This is a genomic window from Micromonospora sp. PLK6-60 (assembly GCF_019890675.1).
Taxonomy (GTDB): domain Bacteria; phylum Actinomycetota; class Actinomycetes; order Mycobacteriales; family Micromonosporaceae; genus Micromonospora.
The window spans coordinates 587,140-601,249 of the sequence record NZ_JAIOAA010000003.1 but is presented as its reverse complement, the minus strand read 5'-3'; the positions used below and the strand labels follow the sequence as shown (position 1 = coordinate 601,249).

General features: G+C 74.0%; 15 protein-coding genes and 1 pseudogene. 10 read left to right on the top strand and 6 right to left on the bottom strand.

The genetic code is table 11. The features are described 5' to 3' along the window. Positions 1 to 45: 45 nt before the first annotated feature. The 3 genes and pseudogenes from K7640_RS09085 to K7640_RS09075 form a co-directional block, all read right to left on the bottom strand. Positions 46 to 325 (bottom strand): annotated as a pseudogene (locus tag K7640_RS09085) (hypothetical protein). A gap of 183 nt (positions 326 to 508) precedes the next feature. Continuing rightward, a complete protein-coding gene (mscL, locus tag K7640_RS09080) occupies positions 509 to 985 on the bottom strand; it encodes a large conductance mechanosensitive channel protein MscL (RefSeq protein WP_222954252.1) in 477 nt (158 codons plus the stop codon). Positions 986 to 1,024: 39 nt separating this feature from the next. Next, the gene (locus K7640_RS09075) at positions 1,025 to 1,708 is read right to left on the bottom strand and encodes a FadR/GntR family transcriptional regulator (RefSeq protein ID WP_222954251.1); all 684 of its coding nucleotides are present in this window, start codon (positions 1,706 to 1,708) and stop codon (positions 1,025 to 1,027) included. Between the two features lie 48 nt (positions 1,709 to 1,756). Between K7640_RS09075 and K7640_RS09070 the strand changes: the two genes are divergently transcribed. Beyond that, positions 1,757 to 3,097 (top strand): MFS transporter, encoded by a 1,341-nt coding sequence (locus K7640_RS09070; RefSeq protein ID WP_255608399.1) that lies wholly within the window; start codon positions 1,757 to 1,759, stop codon positions 3,095 to 3,097. Between the two features lie 9 nt (positions 3,098 to 3,106). Here K7640_RS09070 and K7640_RS09065 read toward each other — a convergent pair whose 3' ends face one another. Next, complete coding sequence (locus K7640_RS09065; RefSeq protein ID WP_222954250.1) at positions 3,107 to 3,463, bottom strand: STAS domain-containing protein; 357 nt, start codon at positions 3,461 to 3,463, stop codon at positions 3,107 to 3,109. A gap of 160 nt (positions 3,464 to 3,623) precedes the next feature. Between K7640_RS09065 and K7640_RS09060 the strand changes: the two genes are divergently transcribed. From K7640_RS09060 to K7640_RS09035, 6 genes are read left to right on the top strand one after another with little or no spacing between them, the layout of a single operon-like run. After that, a complete protein-coding gene (locus tag K7640_RS09060) occupies positions 3,624 to 4,484 on the top strand; it encodes an STAS domain-containing protein (protein ID WP_222954249.1) in 861 nt (286 codons plus the stop codon). Further along, entirely contained in the window at positions 4,485 to 4,898 is a 414-nt protein-coding gene (locus K7640_RS09055) for an STAS domain-containing protein (protein WP_222954248.1), read from the top strand. Next, positions 4,895 to 5,314 (top strand): ATP-binding protein, encoded by a 420-nt coding sequence (locus K7640_RS09050; protein WP_222954247.1) that lies wholly within the window; start codon positions 4,895 to 4,897, stop codon positions 5,312 to 5,314. Before K7640_RS09055 ends, K7640_RS09050 begins: the two co-directional genes overlap by 4 nt. Further along, complete coding sequence (locus tag K7640_RS09045) at positions 5,311 to 6,324, top strand: SpoIIE family protein phosphatase (protein WP_222954366.1); 1,014 nt, start codon at positions 5,311 to 5,313, stop codon at positions 6,322 to 6,324. Before K7640_RS09050 ends, K7640_RS09045 begins: the two co-directional genes overlap by 4 nt. Positions 6,325 to 6,356: 32 nt before the next feature. Beyond that, on the top strand, positions 6,357 to 7,685 hold the full coding sequence (locus K7640_RS09040; RefSeq protein ID WP_222954365.1) for an ATP-binding protein: 1,329 nt from the start codon (positions 6,357 to 6,359) through the stop codon (positions 7,683 to 7,685). Then, positions 7,682 to 9,229 carry a SpoIIE family protein phosphatase gene (locus K7640_RS09035; protein WP_222954246.1) on the top strand — a complete coding sequence of 516 codons (1,548 nt, stop codon included), beginning with the start codon at positions 7,682 to 7,684 and terminating at the stop codon, positions 9,227 to 9,229. Before K7640_RS09040 ends, K7640_RS09035 begins: the two co-directional genes overlap by 4 nt. A gap of 182 nt (positions 9,230 to 9,411) precedes the next feature. On the opposite strand, the gene K7640_RS09030 is transcribed toward K7640_RS09035, so the two are convergent. Next, positions 9,412 to 10,209 carry an AraC family transcriptional regulator gene (locus K7640_RS09030; RefSeq protein ID WP_222954245.1) on the bottom strand — a complete coding sequence of 266 codons (798 nt, stop codon included), beginning with the start codon at positions 10,207 to 10,209 and terminating at the stop codon, positions 9,412 to 9,414. Positions 10,210 to 10,240: 31 nt separating this feature from the next. On the opposite strand from K7640_RS09030, the gene K7640_RS09025 reads away from it, so the two are divergent. The 3 genes from K7640_RS09025 to K7640_RS09015 all read left to right on the top strand — a co-directional run bounded on the left by K7640_RS09025 (position 10,241) and on the right by K7640_RS09015 (position 13,791). Beyond that, entirely contained in the window at positions 10,241 to 10,816 is a 576-nt protein-coding gene (locus tag K7640_RS09025; RefSeq protein WP_222954244.1) for a TIGR03086 family metal-binding protein, read from the top strand. A gap of 420 nt (positions 10,817 to 11,236) precedes the next feature. Further along, positions 11,237 to 11,683: a hypothetical protein gene (locus K7640_RS09020; RefSeq protein ID WP_222954243.1), complete on the top strand. Its 447-nt coding sequence runs from the start codon at positions 11,237 to 11,239 to the stop codon at positions 11,681 to 11,683. A 2-nt stretch (positions 11,684 to 11,685) separates the two neighbouring features. Further along, positions 11,686 to 13,791, top strand: coding sequence for a glycosyltransferase (locus K7640_RS09015; RefSeq protein WP_222954242.1), 2,106 nt, complete (start codon positions 11,686 to 11,688; stop codon positions 13,789 to 13,791). Positions 13,792 to 13,855: 64 nt separating this feature from the next. Here the strand turns inward: K7640_RS09015 and K7640_RS09010 are convergent, their stop codons facing one another. Further along, positions 13,856 to 14,035 (bottom strand): hypothetical protein, encoded by a 180-nt coding sequence (locus K7640_RS09010; RefSeq protein ID WP_222954241.1) that lies wholly within the window; start codon positions 14,033 to 14,035, stop codon positions 13,856 to 13,858. Between the last annotated feature and the right edge of the window lie 75 nt (positions 14,036 to 14,110).

Sequence of the window (14,110 nt, the reverse complement as noted above, 5' to 3'; positions counted from 1 at the left end):
AAATCGAGCGTGATACCTGAGAGGTATAAATATTCCGCAGAGGTATCACGCTCGCGGGAGTGCCTGACCGCCAAGGCTTCGGATCCCGCCGAGCCCGGCCGGCTCAGCGGGGGGAGAGTTCGCGCCAGGTGTCCGGGCCGGTGAGCAGGGCGCGCACGGTCTCCTCGGCCTCCTCGGCGGTGGCGTACTCGTAGAACTGGGAGACCCCCTCGGCGCCGCCGGCGCGCTGCTCGACGTGCCAGCGGTCGGCGTCCACCCGGAGGAAGACGTCCCGCCGCGCCAGCCGCCCCCACTTGCCGTTCCACCAGTGCTTACGCTGCTCCATGGCGGCACTCTATCGAACATGTGTACGACACACGTCCGACCCCCGCGGATCCCCGCGAAGGCCGGACGTGCGTGGGTTGTGGAACGTCACTTGCGGCATGTCGTGCCGTCGGCGGGCTCGGAAGCCGCTAACTGCCGCCTCTCGGCCGAACCGTCTTCCGCCCGGCCCGGGCCGGGCTGGGGGTCAGCGCGGGGCCGGCGGGTCCGTGCGGCGACCGAGTACGTCGTCCAGGGCGCCGCGGTGCTGGCCGGGCACCGCCTGGCCGGGTGCGGCCTGGCCGGCGGCGACCAGGGCGTCCCGGATCTCGGTGAGCAGCTTGACCTCCTCGCTCGGCGCGGCGGGCGGCGGCTCCTCGCCCCGGCGGCGGCGCTCGGCGAGCCTGTTCATCGGGTAGACCACCAGGAAGTAGAGCACCGCGGCGGTCAACAGGAAGGTGATGATCGCGTTGACGAACGCGGCCCAGTCGATGTAGTTGTCCTTGGTGATCTCCCAGGAGCCCGAGAACTGGTCCTCGCCGCCGCCCAGCGCCCTGATCAGCGGTTCCAGGAACGACTTCGTGAACTGGGTGACCAGGCCGGTGAAGGCGGCGCCGATGACGATACCGACCGCCAGGTCGACCACGTTGCCGCGCATGATGAAGTCTTTGAAGCCCTTGAGCATCCGTACTCCCGTGCTGTCCGGTTTTCCGTCGGGGACAACCTATGCCCCGCGTGGCGACTCCAGAAAAGCACCGGCCTCGATCGCTGCCCGGTGCGGATCGCCGTCCCGGATGGCGGACACCAGCCGGCCGTGGTCGACGTAGCGTTCGGGGCGTAGCGCCTCGCCCATGGCCTGGGCGACGGTGCTGCGCAGCGCGGTGCCGACCGAGGCGTACAGCTCGGCGAGCATGGCGTTGTGCGCGGCGGCCACCACTGCCGTGTGCAGCGCCGCGTCGGCCTCGACGAAGTCGTCCACCCGGCCGCCGTGCCAGGCCGCCTCGCGAGCGGCGAGCGCGCCGTCGAGCGCCGCCAGGTCCTCGGGCGTACGCCGCAGCGCGGCCAGCCGGGCGGCCTCCACCTCGAAGGCCCGCCGCACCTCGACCACCTCGGCCATCCGGTCGTCGGTGAGCCGCCGGGCCACCACCGGGGCCAGCTCGTCGGTGGAGATCACGTACGTCCCGGAGCCCTGGCGGGGCTCCAGCACCCCCGCGTGCACCAGTGCCCGGACCGCCTCGCGGACGGTGTTCCGCCCCACGCCGAGCGCGGCGACCAGTTGGGGCTCGGTGGGGATGCGCGTGCCCACCGGCCACTCGCCGCCGAGGATGCGCTCCCTGAGCTGCTCGGTCGTCTCGTGCACCCGGCGGCCACGCGGTGGCACCGGGAGGGAATCGACGGGGCGTGTCACCGGTTACAACTCCTGCCGAAATTCATCCCATGATTGTAGGTTGACCTCATGACCCCGCCAACCGCCTGCGCCGACGGGCCCGTCGCCGACCGGATCACCGCCGCACCCTCGCCGACCACCGACGCGACGCCCGGCCGGGCGGCGGAGGCCGGCCGGTCCGGGCCCGGCCTTGCGCCGGCGGCGGGGTCGACGCCGGCCCGGCCGGTGCTCGGTGGCGGCGTGCTGGTGCTGGTCGGCATGCTGCTGGTGGCGGTGAACCTGCGGGCCGCGGTGACCAGCCTCGGCGCGCTGCTCGACGAGGTCCGCACCGGGCTGGGCCTGTCCGGGACGATGGCCGGCGTGGTGACCACGCTGCCCACCGTCGCCTTCGCCGGCCTCGGTGCGCTCACCCCGTGGCTGGTCCGCCGCTGGCCGGCCGCCCGGGTGCTGGTGGTGGCCATGCTGGCGCTCACCGTCGGGCAGGTGCTGCGGGTGGTGACCGACTCGGCGGCGGTCTTCGTGGCCACCAGCGCGCTGGCGCTGGCCGGCATCGCGGTGGCGAACATCCTGCTGCCGATGCTTGTCAAGCAGCACTTCCCGCACCGCACCGGGCTGGTCACCGGGGCGTACACGATGGCGCTGACCGTGGGCACGACGGTGGCCGCCGCGTCCGCGGTGCCGGTGGCGCACGCCTTCGGCTCCTGGCGGGCCGGGCTCGGCGTCTGGGCCGGGATGGCCGCGCTGGCCGTACTCCCGTGGGTGCCGCTGGCGCTGCGGGCCCGCGCCGCCCGGCGGGCGGCGACCCCGGCGGCCGTCCCGGCCCGGGTCCGGATCTCGCCCGGGCGGACCGGGCTGGGGCGGGCCATGGCGCTGTACTTCGGGGCGCAGTCGCTGAGCGGGTACGCGATCATGGGCTGGCTGGCCCAGCTCTTCCGGGACGCCGGTTACCGGGCGGAGACCGCCGGGCTGCTGCTCGCCGGGGTGACCGCGCTCGGCGTGCCGGTGGCGCTGGCGATGCCCACCCTGGCCGGCCGGCTGCGCACGCTGCGGCCGCTGGTGCTGTCGCTGACCGCGTTCTCCGCCGCCGCGTACCTCGGCCTGGCGCTGGCCCCGCGCGGCCTGGCGCCGCTCTGGGTGCTGCTGCTCGCCCTCGGCCAGGGCGCGTTCCCGCTGATCCTGACCACCATCGGGCTGCGCGCCCGCACCGCCGACGGGACGGTGGCCCTGTCGGCCTTCGCGCAGAGCACCGGCTACGTGATCGCCGCGCTGGGCCCGCTGCTGGTCGGCATCCTCTACGAGGCGACCGGGGGCTGGACCGCGCCGATCGGCTTCCTGCTCGTGGCGCTCGCCGTGCAGACGGCGGCGGGCATGATGATCGCTCGTCCCCGGTTCATCGAGGACGAGCGGTGAGCGTGGGGGTCAGGAGGAGGCCGGGGTGGGATCGCCCGCGACGGCCTCATCCACTGTCGGGTAGGTGTGCAGCACCTCGACGAGGCCGCTGACCTCGAGGATGCGCAGCACGCCACGCTGCGGGGCGGCCAGCCGCACCACGCCGCCGGCCTCGTCGCAGCTGTTCTTGGCGCGGACGAAGACGGACAGGCCGGTCGAGTCGCAGAACGAGACCTCGGACAGGTCGAACACGAGGCGGCTGCGGCCCTTGTCCAGCAGGTCCGTGATCTGGTCCTGCAGCTGGGGCGCCGTCGCCATGTCCAGCTCGCCCGCGACCGCCACGACGACGACGTCGCCGCGTTGTTCCGTGTGCACCGTCAAGGACATTCGCCGACCTCCTGTTATCGGTGGAACGGTATCCCACCGAGGGCGGGATGCGCAGAACGGGAGCCGGTACGGGTGCCCGTTCCCATTCCATTGCTACGTGGCAAGCAGTTGCTGGAACCCCGGTGATAGAGTCCGGCCGGTTCGGGTCGAGGGAGGAAACATGGCGCTGAGCGCGGAAGAGAGCGGCCGGCTCGCGGGTCTGCTCGCCGAGCACACCGATCAGGTCGTGCAACGCTGGACCGAGCTGGTGGCGACCTCGCTGCGCGGGCGGCTGAGCCAGGCCGAGCTGCGGCGGCAGGTGATGGAGCTTCACGCTAGCATGATCACCGCCGGCGAGAGCGGGCTTACCGACCTGGACGCGGAGGCCGCCGCCGAGCTGCGCGCCGTGCTCGCCGAGCTGTCCCAGGGGCGGGCCCGGCAGGGCTTCTCCGCCACCGAGACCGCCGCCAGCGTCTTCACCCTGAAGGACGTCCTGCTGGAGCTGCTGGAGATCCGGCAGGGCGACGGCGCGCTGCGCGACTTCGTCGCCTTCTCCTCGTTCGTCGACCAGATGGGCCTGTTCACCTTCGAGACCTACGTGCGTGCCCGGGAGAGCCTGATCGCCGACCAGGCCGAGCAGCTGCTCGAGCTCTCCACCCCGGTGGTCAAGCTCTGGGAGGGCGTGGTCGCCGTCCCGCTGGTCGGCACGCTCGACTCGGCCCGCGCCCAGGTGGTGATGGAGCGGCTGCTGCAGACCCTGGTGGACACCGGATCGCCGTACGCGATCATCGACATCACCGGCGTGCCGGCCGTCGACACCCAGGTCGCCCAGCACATCCTCAAGACGGTGGTGGCCGCCCGGCTGATGGGCGCGGACTGCATCATCTCCGGCATCCGCCCGCAGATCGCCCAGACGATCGTCGCCCTCGGCATCGAGTTCGGTGACATCGCCACCAAGGCGAGCCTGGCCGACGCGCTGCGCCACGTGCTGCGGCTCACCGGGCTGGAGACGCCCCGCCGCCAGTCCCGCCGGGAGCTCTAGATGGAACGGGTTCCGATCCTGAAGATCGGCGACGTGCTGCTGGTCTCCATCCAGGTCGACATGTCCGACCAGACCGCGATCCAGCTCCAGGACGACCTGGCCGAGCGGATCGTGGCGACCGGCTGCCACGGCGTGCTGATCGACATCACCGCGCTGGACATCGTCGACTCGTTCGTCGGGCGGATGCTGTCCACCATCGCCTCGATCTCCAAGGTGCTCGACGCCGAGACGGTCGTGGTCGGGATGCGTCCCGCCGTCGCCATCACCCTGGTCGAGCTGGGCCTGTCGCTCAACGGCATCCGCACCGCGCTGAACGTGGAGCGCGGCATGGAGCTGATCGCGGCCAGCCGCGACGAGGACGCGTACGAGCCGGACGGTGACGACGCGGACGCCGAGACGACGGCCACGGCATGACCGCGGGAGTCGACCTGGGGGCCCCGCGTACCCAGGCGATCCGCAGCGACGAGGACGTGGTGCGGGTCCGCCAGCTGGTCCGTACGGTCGCGGTGGCCGCGAAGCTCTCCCTGGTGGACCAGACCAAGCTGGTCACCGCGGCGAGCGAGCTGGCCCGCAACACCCTGGTCTACGGCGGCGGGGGCACGGTCGAGGTGTCGACGGTGCAGAACGACCGGCGGCGCGGGGTGCGCATCGTCTTCGCCGACTCCGGGCCGGGCATCGCCGACCTGGAGCTGGCACTCACCGACGGGTACACGACCGGCGGGGGGCTGGGCCTGGGGCTCAGCGGCGCCCGCCGGCTGGTCGACGAGTTCGACATCCGGACCGGCGTGGGCGAGGGCACCACGATCACGGTCACCAAATGGTCGCGATGAGCCGGGACCTGGTCCCCGACGCCGGGCTCTGGTTCCGGGTGGAGGGGGGCAGCGCGGTCAGCGGCGTACGGCGGGCCGCCGAACGCCTGGGCGGGCAGCTCGAGCTCGGCGAGCAGCGGGTGGGCGACCTGGCCATCGTGGCCGCCGAGCTGACCAGCAACCTGGTGAAGCACGCCCGGGAGGGTGCGGTGCTGGTCCGTCCGGCGCGCCGCGCCGGCCGGGCGGGCGTGGAGCTGGTCGCCATCGACAGCGGGCCGGGAATGGCCGACCTGACCCTGTCCTCCCGGGACGGGCACTCCACCGTCGGCACCCTCGGCATCGGCCTCGGCGCCATCACCCGCCAGGCCAGCTGGTTCGACGGCTACTCACGACCGGGCCGGGGCACCGCGCTCGCCGTGCAGATCTGGTCGGGCCCGCTGCCACAACCCTCCTGGGCGGCCGGGCTGACCCGCCCGATCACCGGCGAGCAGACCAGCGGCGACGGGTGGGCGGTCCGGGTCGCCGACGGACGTCACCAGGTGCTGGTCTGCGACGGGCTCGGGCACGGCCCGCTGGCCGCGGTGGCCACCGAGGCCGCCACCGCCGCCTTCCGCGCCGCGCCGGCCGTCCCGCCCGGCGCGGTGGTGCAGCACCTGCACCGGGCGATGTCGCACACCCGGGGCGCCGCGCTGGCCGTCGCCGAGCTGGACGCGCCGGCCGGTGTGCTGCGCTACGCCGGGCTGGGCAACATCGCCGCCGCCGTCGTCGCCGAGGGCGAGCGACGCCGGGGCCTGGTCTCGCTGCCGGGCATCGCCGGGCACCAGCGGCCGGTCGTCCGCGAGTACGAATACCCGTTCGGGCCGGCGGCGACGCTGGTGATGCACAGCGACGGGGTGGTGGACCGCTGGGAGCTGGCCGACTACCCGGGCCTCGGCGGCCGGTCGCCGCTGGTGATCGCGGCCACCCTGCTGCGGGACGCCGGCACCCGCCGCGACGACGCCGGCGTACTGGTGGCAAGGGCCCAGCCGTGACCGGCGCGGTCGAACCGGAGCCGCTGCTGCGGATGGCGCTGCGGGTGGAGCAGGACATCTTCCTGATCCGTCAGCGGGGCCGGGAGGTGGCCGCCGCCGTCGGCCTGGAACACCAGGACCAGGTCCGCATCGCCACCGCGCTCAGCGAGGTGGCCCGGGACCTGCTGCACGCGGTGGGCGGCGCCGACGTCACGTTCCGCACCGAACTCGACGCCACCGACGGCCGGTTCGTGCTCTGGGTCGACCTGGCCCCCGCCCGCCCCCTGCCCGGCGACCGGTACGAACCGGCGTCCGGCGCGGTGGCCCGCCTGGTCGACACGCTGAGCGCGGTCCAGGTCGGGGGGGATACGGTCGTCAGGATGTCCCGACGAGTGCCCGCCAACGCACAGGCGCTGACCCCGGACCGGCTGACCGAGCTGCGCGCGGCGCTCGGCACCAGCGCCCCGGGCAGCGCCCTGGACGAGTTGGCCGAGCAGAACGCCCAGCTGATCGCCGCCCTGGACGAGGTACGCAGCCAGCGGGACGAGCTGGCCGTGCTCAACGCCGAGCTGGAGGAGACCAACCGGGGCGTGATGGCGCTCTACGGCCAGCTCTCCGAGGAACTGGAGGAGACCAACCGGGGCGTGGTCGCCCTCTACGCCGAGCTGGACGAGAAGTCCGCCCAGCTCCGCGCCGCCAGCGAGTCGAAGAGCCGGTTCCTGGCCAACGTCTCGCACGAGCTGCGGGCCCCGGTCACCGCGATCATCGGGCTGGGGCGGCTGCTCACCGACTCCGCCTCCGACCCGCTCACCCCCGAGCAGTCCCAGCAGGTCGAGCTGATCCGCTCCGCGGCGGCCGACCTGCTCACCCTGGTCAACGACCTGCTCGACCTGGCGAAGGCCGAGTCCGGCCGGATCGAGCCGGACTGGGCCGACGTCGACCTGCGGGTCGTCTTCGGGCAGTTGCGCGGGACGCTGCGCGCGCTCAGCGCCCGGCCCGAGGTCACCCTCGTCGTGGAGGAGCCGCCGACGCCCGCGATCGTCCGGTCGGACGAGGTGCTGTTGGCGCAGGTGCTGCGTAACCTGCTGCACAACGGGCTCAAGTTCACCGAGCGGGGAGAGGTCCGGATGCAGGCACGGCGGGTCGGCGACCGGTGGCGGCTGACCGTCGCCGACACCGGCGTGGGCATCCCGCCCGAGCTGCACGAGCGGATCTTCGAGGAGTTCTACCAGGTGCCCGGGACCAGCCGGGTCGGCGGCACCGGCCTCGGCCTGCCGTACGCGCGGCGGCTGGTCACCCTGCTCGGCGGCAACCTGCAGCTGGCCAGCGAGCCGGGCCGGGGCAGCACGTTCACCGTCGACCTGCCCGTGGACCGGACATGACGCAGGAGGTCTCCACCGGCGGCACCGTGCTGGTCGTCGACGACAGCCGCACCAAGCGCTACCTGCTGGTCAGCTGGCTCACCCGGGCCGGCTTCCGGGTGGTCGAGGCGGAGACGGGCGGCGCCGCGCTGGCACGGGTCGACCAGGAGCCCGTCGACCTGGTGGTGCTCGACGTGCGGCTGCCGGACCTGAGCGGCTTCGAGGTCTGTGAGCGGATCAAGATCGCCCACCCCGCCATCCCGGTGATCCACGTCTCCGCGCACGCGGTGGACGTGGTGGACCGGGCGCAGGGACTGACCCGGGGCGCGGACGCGTACCTCGCCGAGCCGATCGAGCCGGAGGAACTGGTCGCCACCGCGCACGCGGTGCTGCGTTACTACCAGGCCCGGCAGCGGGCCGAGTGGCTCGCCGAACGGCTGACCGGCCTGGCCGACACCACCGTGGCGGTGCACTCGGCACCGAACTTCGCCCGGCTGCTGGAGGCCGCCGCCGCCGGTGCCGCGCAGATCTTCAAGGCGCCGGCCGCGGTGGTGGCGGAGACCTTCGACGGCGACTGCATCGCCGGGGTGGCCGACGGCCCGGGGGAGCCGGCCCGGATCGTCGAGTGGATCGTCGACGACACCGGGGTGCCGACCGGCCCCACCGTCCGCGTCGACCAGCCCGGCAACTGGGGGCTGGTCGACTGGCCGGCCGGGGACACGGTGACCGTGGCCGCCGCCCGGCTGCGGGAGGACCGGGCGCCGCTGTACGTGGTGGTGCCCTCGCAGACCCAGACCCGGCGCACCCCGGTGCTGGTCCAGCTCGCCCAGGCGGTGGCCTCGGCGGTGGAGGCGCAGCGCTCCTTCGACGAGGAGCACCGGATCGCGGTCACCCTGCAACGCAGCCTGCTGCCCCGGCGGATCCCGGAGATCGCCGGGCTGGACCTCGCGGTGCGCTACGAGCCGGCGAGCGCGCAGACTGAGGTGGGTGGCGACTTCTACGAGCTGGTGATGCTCGACGGGCACCTGCTGATGGCGATCGGCGACGTGGCCGGCCACTCGCTGCACGCGGCGACCGTGATGGCCGAGCTGCGGCACGCCGTCCGGGCGTACGCGGTGGAGGGGCACCAGCCGGGGATGATCCTGGAGCGGGTAAACGAGCTGATGCGTACCCTGCTCCCCAACGAGTTGGCGACCATCTGCGTGCTGCTGATGCACCCGCCGTCCGGCCGGGTGCGGCTGGCCAGCGCCGGTCACCTGCCCGCGCTGATCAGCGTCGACGGCCGGACCGAGTTCGTGCAGCACTACGCCCCGCTGCTCGGGGTCCGCGCCGACCGGCCGGCCGACCTGGAGTTCGTGCTGCCGGCCGGCGCGACGCTGGTGCTCTACACCGACGGGCTGATCGAACGGCGGGACGCCACCATCGACGAGGGCCTGGCCGCGCTGGCCACCTGCGCCGAGCGGGTCGACGACGACCTGGACCGGTTCTGCGAACGGCTGCTGGTGGAGCTGGCGCCGCCGCAGATCCACGACGACGTCGCGGTGGTCGCCCTGCGCCGGGTGTAAGGAGGGGCCCCCTGTTAACGCATTCTGTATAGGCGGGGCCCCCTGTTAACGCCGTCCGGCAGCGACCAGGCACCCGCCGTCCGGCAGCGACCAGGCACCCGCCGTCCGGCAGCGACCAGGCACCCGCCGTCCGGCAGCGACCGGGCACCCGCCCCTCAGCCCAGGGGCCGGGCAGCCGCCCGTCAGGTCAGCGACCGGGCGTACGCCGTCGGGGAGACGCCGGTGACCGAGCGGAACTCCCGAGCCAGGTGGGCCTGGTCGGCGTAGCCCAGGTCGGCGGCGAGGGCGGCCCAGTCGAGCGGCCCGGCGGCGGCCCGCTCGATCGCCTCCTGGAGCCGGTAGCGGCGGATCACCCACTTCGGACCGATCCCGACGTGCTCCAGGAAGAGACGTTGCAGCTGCCGGGTGGAGAGCCCGTGCCGCCGGGCGAGGTCGTCGACCCGCAGCACCTCCCGGTCGGTGCGGATCTCCTCGGCCAGCGCGACCACCTCGGCGGTCACCGGGTCGGGGGCCGGTGACCAGCCGGCCAGCAGGTCGTCCAGGCGGCGGCAGCGCTCGTCGTCGGTGCCCGCGCCGAGCCGGCCGGGTGGGACGGGGAGCCCGAGGGTGGCGAGCGGCCGCCGGTGCCCGGTCAGCTCGGCGACCGGCCGCCGCCAGAACGGCCGGAACCCGCCCGGGCGGAACTGCACGCCGGTGGCCCGTCCCACCCCGTCCAACGTGATCGAGAAGAGCTGGGTGGCGACGCCGGAGACCTCGGCGGTCTCCGGCGCGTCGTCGTTGCCGTGGAACACCACGTTCACCGCCGGGTGCGGCACCAGCCGCTGCTCGTGCGGCTCGGTCAGCGCCCAGTCGATCAGCCAGTAGTGCTCCACGTACGGTCGCAGCGCCGCCGCCGGCAGTCGCCGCCGGAACCGGACCCGGCGCCGCAGCCCGGCGGGGTCGAGAATGCCCCGATCGTCACCACGCGGTCGTTGTCGCATTTGTTCAAGACCACCTTCGTACGCTGGCCCTATGAGCACGAAGACTAGTGAGCTGCTTACCGAGATCGCACCACGGACGGTGGCCGTGGTCCGGGGTGTCACCGACGACCAGCTCGGCCTTCCCACGCCGTGCCCGGACTACACCGTGCGGGATCTGCTGAACCACCTGTACGACGTGGCGGTGAACTTCCAGGGCCTGGCCCGCCGGGAGGCGGCCGACTGGTCCGGCAAGGAGGACCACCTGACCGAGGGCTGGCGGGACCGGTTCGCGATCGAGGTGGACCGGGTGATCGAGGCGTGGTCGGATCCGGCGGCCCTGGAGGGTGACTCCCCGGGGATGGGCCTGCCGCAGGTCACCGTCGGCGACATGTTGCTGGTGGACCTCACCGTGCACGGCTGGGACCTGGCCCGGGCCACCGGTCAGCGGATGGACGCCCCGGCGGGCGTGGTCGCGACCGGGCACGGCTTCATGGACCGGATGGGCGAGATGGGGCAGCGGATGGGCGCGTTCGGCGCGCCGGTGCCCACCGACGCCGGCGCCACCGACCTGGACCGCCTGCTCGGCCGGACCGGCCGCGACCCCGCCTGGACCCCGGCGACCGCCTGACCTGCCGAGGTCCGCCTGGCGGTCGCCGCCGAACCTGCCGTGGTCCCGGCTGGATCCCGGTCGCCGCCGGATCTGCCGCGCCCCCGCCTGGGGCCCGGTCACCGCCTGACCTGCCGAGGTCCGCCTGGCGGTCACCGCCGAACCTGCCGCCGTCCCGCCTGAGGCCGGTCACCGCCGGATCTGCCGCGGTCCCGCCTGGGCCCGGTCACCGCGCTCCCGCCTGGGCCCCGGTCACCGGCCGACCTGCTGCGATCCCGCCTCGCCCCGGCCACCGCCGGACCTGCTGGACGAGCGGACGGGGACGGATCTGGGCGTAACGCTGCCGACGGCCGGCACGCTGTTGCCTGCGAGGGCCCGCCCGGCGGGCCCGGCGGCGGAGGCGGAGCGCCCCCGCCCAGCGCGACAGCGGGAGTGCACCAGATGCGGAACCAGCCGGGCGGTGCGCCGCCGGTCTTCGTCGACCGAACCGGCCGGCGTCGCCGGCTCACCATGATCGCCGGGACTGTTCTTGGTCTCGGCCTGCTCACCAGCGTGGGGCTGATCGCCGCCGGGCTCTTCTGGGACTCGGCGGTGTCCCTGCCCGGCTGGTCCGACCCGGGCAAGGGGCAGTCCCCGATCAAGGCCGGCGTCGGCGACCGCCTGGACGAGGCTGCCCAGCCGCCCAGCCGGCGCCCCCTCCCGTCCGCGGTGACCAGCACGGCCGCGCCGGTGACCAGCGCCGCGCCGACGGCCACCCGCCCGTCGCCGACCGCCACCGGACAACCGTCCGGCACCACCGTCACGCCGACTCCCCAGCCCACCCACCGTGGCCAGGGTGTGGAGCGGAGGAACAGCACCCGGCCGAGCAAGTCCCCGGGCAAGCCCTGACGATGGCGCTGCACGCCGCCCGACGCGATCCCCGGGCACACTGGCTCCTGCTCCTGCTCGGCCTGGCCGTCCTGCTCGCCGCGCTCAGCCTGAACGCGATGGTGACCGGCGTCGCCGGCGGCTCGGGCCCGTCCGCCGCGGCCTCCTCGCCGGCCCCGCGGCAGGTCACCGGTGGTGGCCCGGTGCTCCGGCTGGACCAGACCAAGCCGCTGGTCCGCTCGGTGCCGGACCGGACGGTGGCGCTGACCTTCGACGACGGGCCGGACCCACGCTGGACGCCCCAGGTCCTCGACGTGCTACGCCGGCACCGCGCGCACGCCACCTTCTTCCTGGTCGGCGCCCGGGTCAACGAACATCCGGAGCTGGCCCGGCGGATCCTCGCCGAGGGCCACGAGATCGGCTCCCACTCCTTCACCCATGCCGACCTGAGCGCCGCCTCGGCCTGGCGGACCGAGTTGGAGCTGTCGCTGACCCGCAAGGCGATCGCCGCCGCCACCGGGCGGGAGGTGACCCTGCTGCGGCCGCCGTTCACCTCCACCACCCGGTCGCTGACCGGCCGGCAGTACGACGTGTTGCGCGCCGCCGCGGGCAGCGGCCACGTGGCCGTGCTCGCCGACCGGGACACGAAGGACTGGCAGCGCCCCGGGGTGCCGGCGATCCTGCGTTCCGCCACCCCGCAGGGCGGCCGGGGCGCGGTGGTCCTGATGCACGACGGCGGCGGCGACCGGAGCCAGACGGTGGCCGCGCTCGACCAGCTGCTGCCCCGGCTGACCAAGACGGGCTACCGCTTCACCACCGTGTCGGAGGCGATCGCCGCCCCCGGGTCGACGGTGTCGGCCGGGCTCACCACGACGCTGAGCGGGGCCGCGTTGCGCGGGGCGCAGCTCGGCGCCGGGTGGCTGGCCGCCGCGATGAACGCCCTGCTCGGCGTGGCGCTGGCGCTCGGCCTGGCCCGGCTCGCGGTGCAGGTGGTCTGCGCCCAGCTGCACGTCCGCCGGGTACGCCGGACCCGGCGCCCCGGCCCGGCGGTGAGCGTCCCGGTGTCGGTGATCGTGCCGGCGTACAACGAGGCGGCGAACATCGCCGCGACCGTACGGTCCCTGGTGGCCAGCGCGTACCCGGCGCTGGAGGTCATCGTGGTGGACGACGGGTCCAGCGACGGCACCGCCGACATCGTGGCACGGCTGCGGCTGCGCGGGGTGCGGGTCATCCGGCAGGCCAACGCCGGCAAGCCGGCCGCGCTGAACACCGGCATCCGGGCGGCCCGGGCCGAGCTGCTGGTGCTGGTGGACGGCGACACCGTGTTCCAGCCGGACACCATCCACCACCTGGTGCAGGGCTTCGCCGACCCGCGGGTGGGCGCGATCTCCGGCAACACCAAGGTGGCGAACCGGCGGCGGCTGCTCGGTCGCTGGCAGCACCTGGAGTACGTGATCGGCTTCAACCTCGACCGCCGGATGTACGACGTGCTGCGGTGCATGCCCACCATCCCCGGCGCGATCGGGGCATTCCGCCGCCGCGTGCTGCTCGATGTCGGCGGGGTCCCGTCGGACACCCTCGCCGAGGACACCGACCTGACGATGAAGGTGCTCCGGGCCGGGTGGCGGGTGACGTACGAGGAGCGGGCGATCGCCTGGACGGAGGCCCCCTCCTCGCTGCGCCAGCTCTGGCGGCAGCGCTACCGCTGGTGCTACGGCACCTTGCAGGCGATGTGGAAGCACCGCCACTCGCTCCGGGAGGCGGGCGGTGGCGGCAAGCTGGGCCGGCGCGGCCTGCCGTACCTGACGCTGTTCCAGATCGTGTTGCCGCTGGCCGCGCCGGCCGTGGACGTGTTCGCCCTGTACGGCCTGATCTTCCTGCCCTGGTCGAAGCTGGTGCTGGCGTGGCTGGGCCTGCTTCTGCTCCAGGGCGGCACCGCCGCGTACGCGCTGCGGCTGGACCGGGAACGCCTCGGTCCGCTCTGGACGCTGCCGTTCCAGCAGGTCGTCTACCGCCAGGTGATGTACCTCGTGGTGGTGCAGTCGGTGGTCACCGCGGTGATCGGGAACCGGTTGCGCTGGCAGCGGATGGTCCGCACCGGTGAGGCCGCCGCCCTGGTCCGGGGGTAAGGAGGGGCCCCCTGTTAACGCATTCGGTATAGCAGGGGCCCCCTCTTAACACCTCGGCGTCGGCTCAGCCGGGGTGGAAGAGGCCGGCCGACCACGAGACCGCCAGCCCGATGACGGCGGAGCAGCAGCAGACCAGCAGGGCGGCGGCGACAATCGCGAGGATCACCCAGGCGGGCCCGCGCCGGGCCGCTCCGGTCGGGGGTACGGGTGCCTCGGCCCGCTCCTCGTCGCCGGCGTCGCTCACCCGGGCAGTCTAGGTGCCAGCTCGTGCGCCGCCCCGGCAAGATCGTGCTCGATCCAGGAAATAGGCCCCTTCGGG

Coding starts and splice junctions, on each gene's coding strand:
- K7640_RS09025 (WP_222954244.1), top strand. CDS start 10,241: ATGAGCACGAAGACTAGTGAGCTGCTTACCGAGATCGCACCACGGACG.
- K7640_RS09035 (WP_222954246.1), top strand. CDS start 7,682: ATGACGCAGGAGGTCTCCACCGGCGGCACCGTGCTGGTCGTCGACGAC.
- K7640_RS09050 (WP_222954247.1), top strand. CDS start 4,895: ATGACCGCGGGAGTCGACCTGGGGGCCCCGCGTACCCAGGCGATCCGC.
- K7640_RS09045 (WP_222954366.1), top strand. CDS start 5,311: ATGAGCCGGGACCTGGTCCCCGACGCCGGGCTCTGGTTCCGGGTGGAG.
- K7640_RS09015 (WP_222954242.1), top strand. CDS start 11,686: ATGGCGCTGCACGCCGCCCGACGCGATCCCCGGGCACACTGGCTCCTG.
- K7640_RS09055 (WP_222954248.1), top strand. CDS start 4,485: ATGGAACGGGTTCCGATCCTGAAGATCGGCGACGTGCTGCTGGTCTCC.
- K7640_RS09040 (WP_222954365.1), top strand. CDS start 6,357: ATGGCGCTGCGGGTGGAGCAGGACATCTTCCTGATCCGTCAGCGGGGC.
- K7640_RS09060 (WP_222954249.1), top strand. CDS start 3,624: ATGGCGCTGAGCGCGGAAGAGAGCGGCCGGCTCGCGGGTCTGCTCGCC.
- K7640_RS09065 (WP_222954250.1), bottom strand. CDS start 3,463: ATGTCCTTGACGGTGCACACGGAACAACGCGGCGACGTCGTCGTCGTG.
- K7640_RS09020 (WP_222954243.1), top strand. CDS start 11,237: ATGCGGAACCAGCCGGGCGGTGCGCCGCCGGTCTTCGTCGACCGAACC.
- K7640_RS09070 (WP_255608399.1), top strand. CDS start 1,757: ATGACCCCGCCAACCGCCTGCGCCGACGGGCCCGTCGCCGACCGGATC.
- K7640_RS09030 (WP_222954245.1), bottom strand. CDS start 10,209: ATGCGACAACGACCGCGTGGTGACGATCGGGGCATTCTCGACCCCGCC.
- mscL (WP_222954252.1), bottom strand. CDS start 985: ATGCTCAAGGGCTTCAAAGACTTCATCATGCGCGGCAACGTGGTCGAC.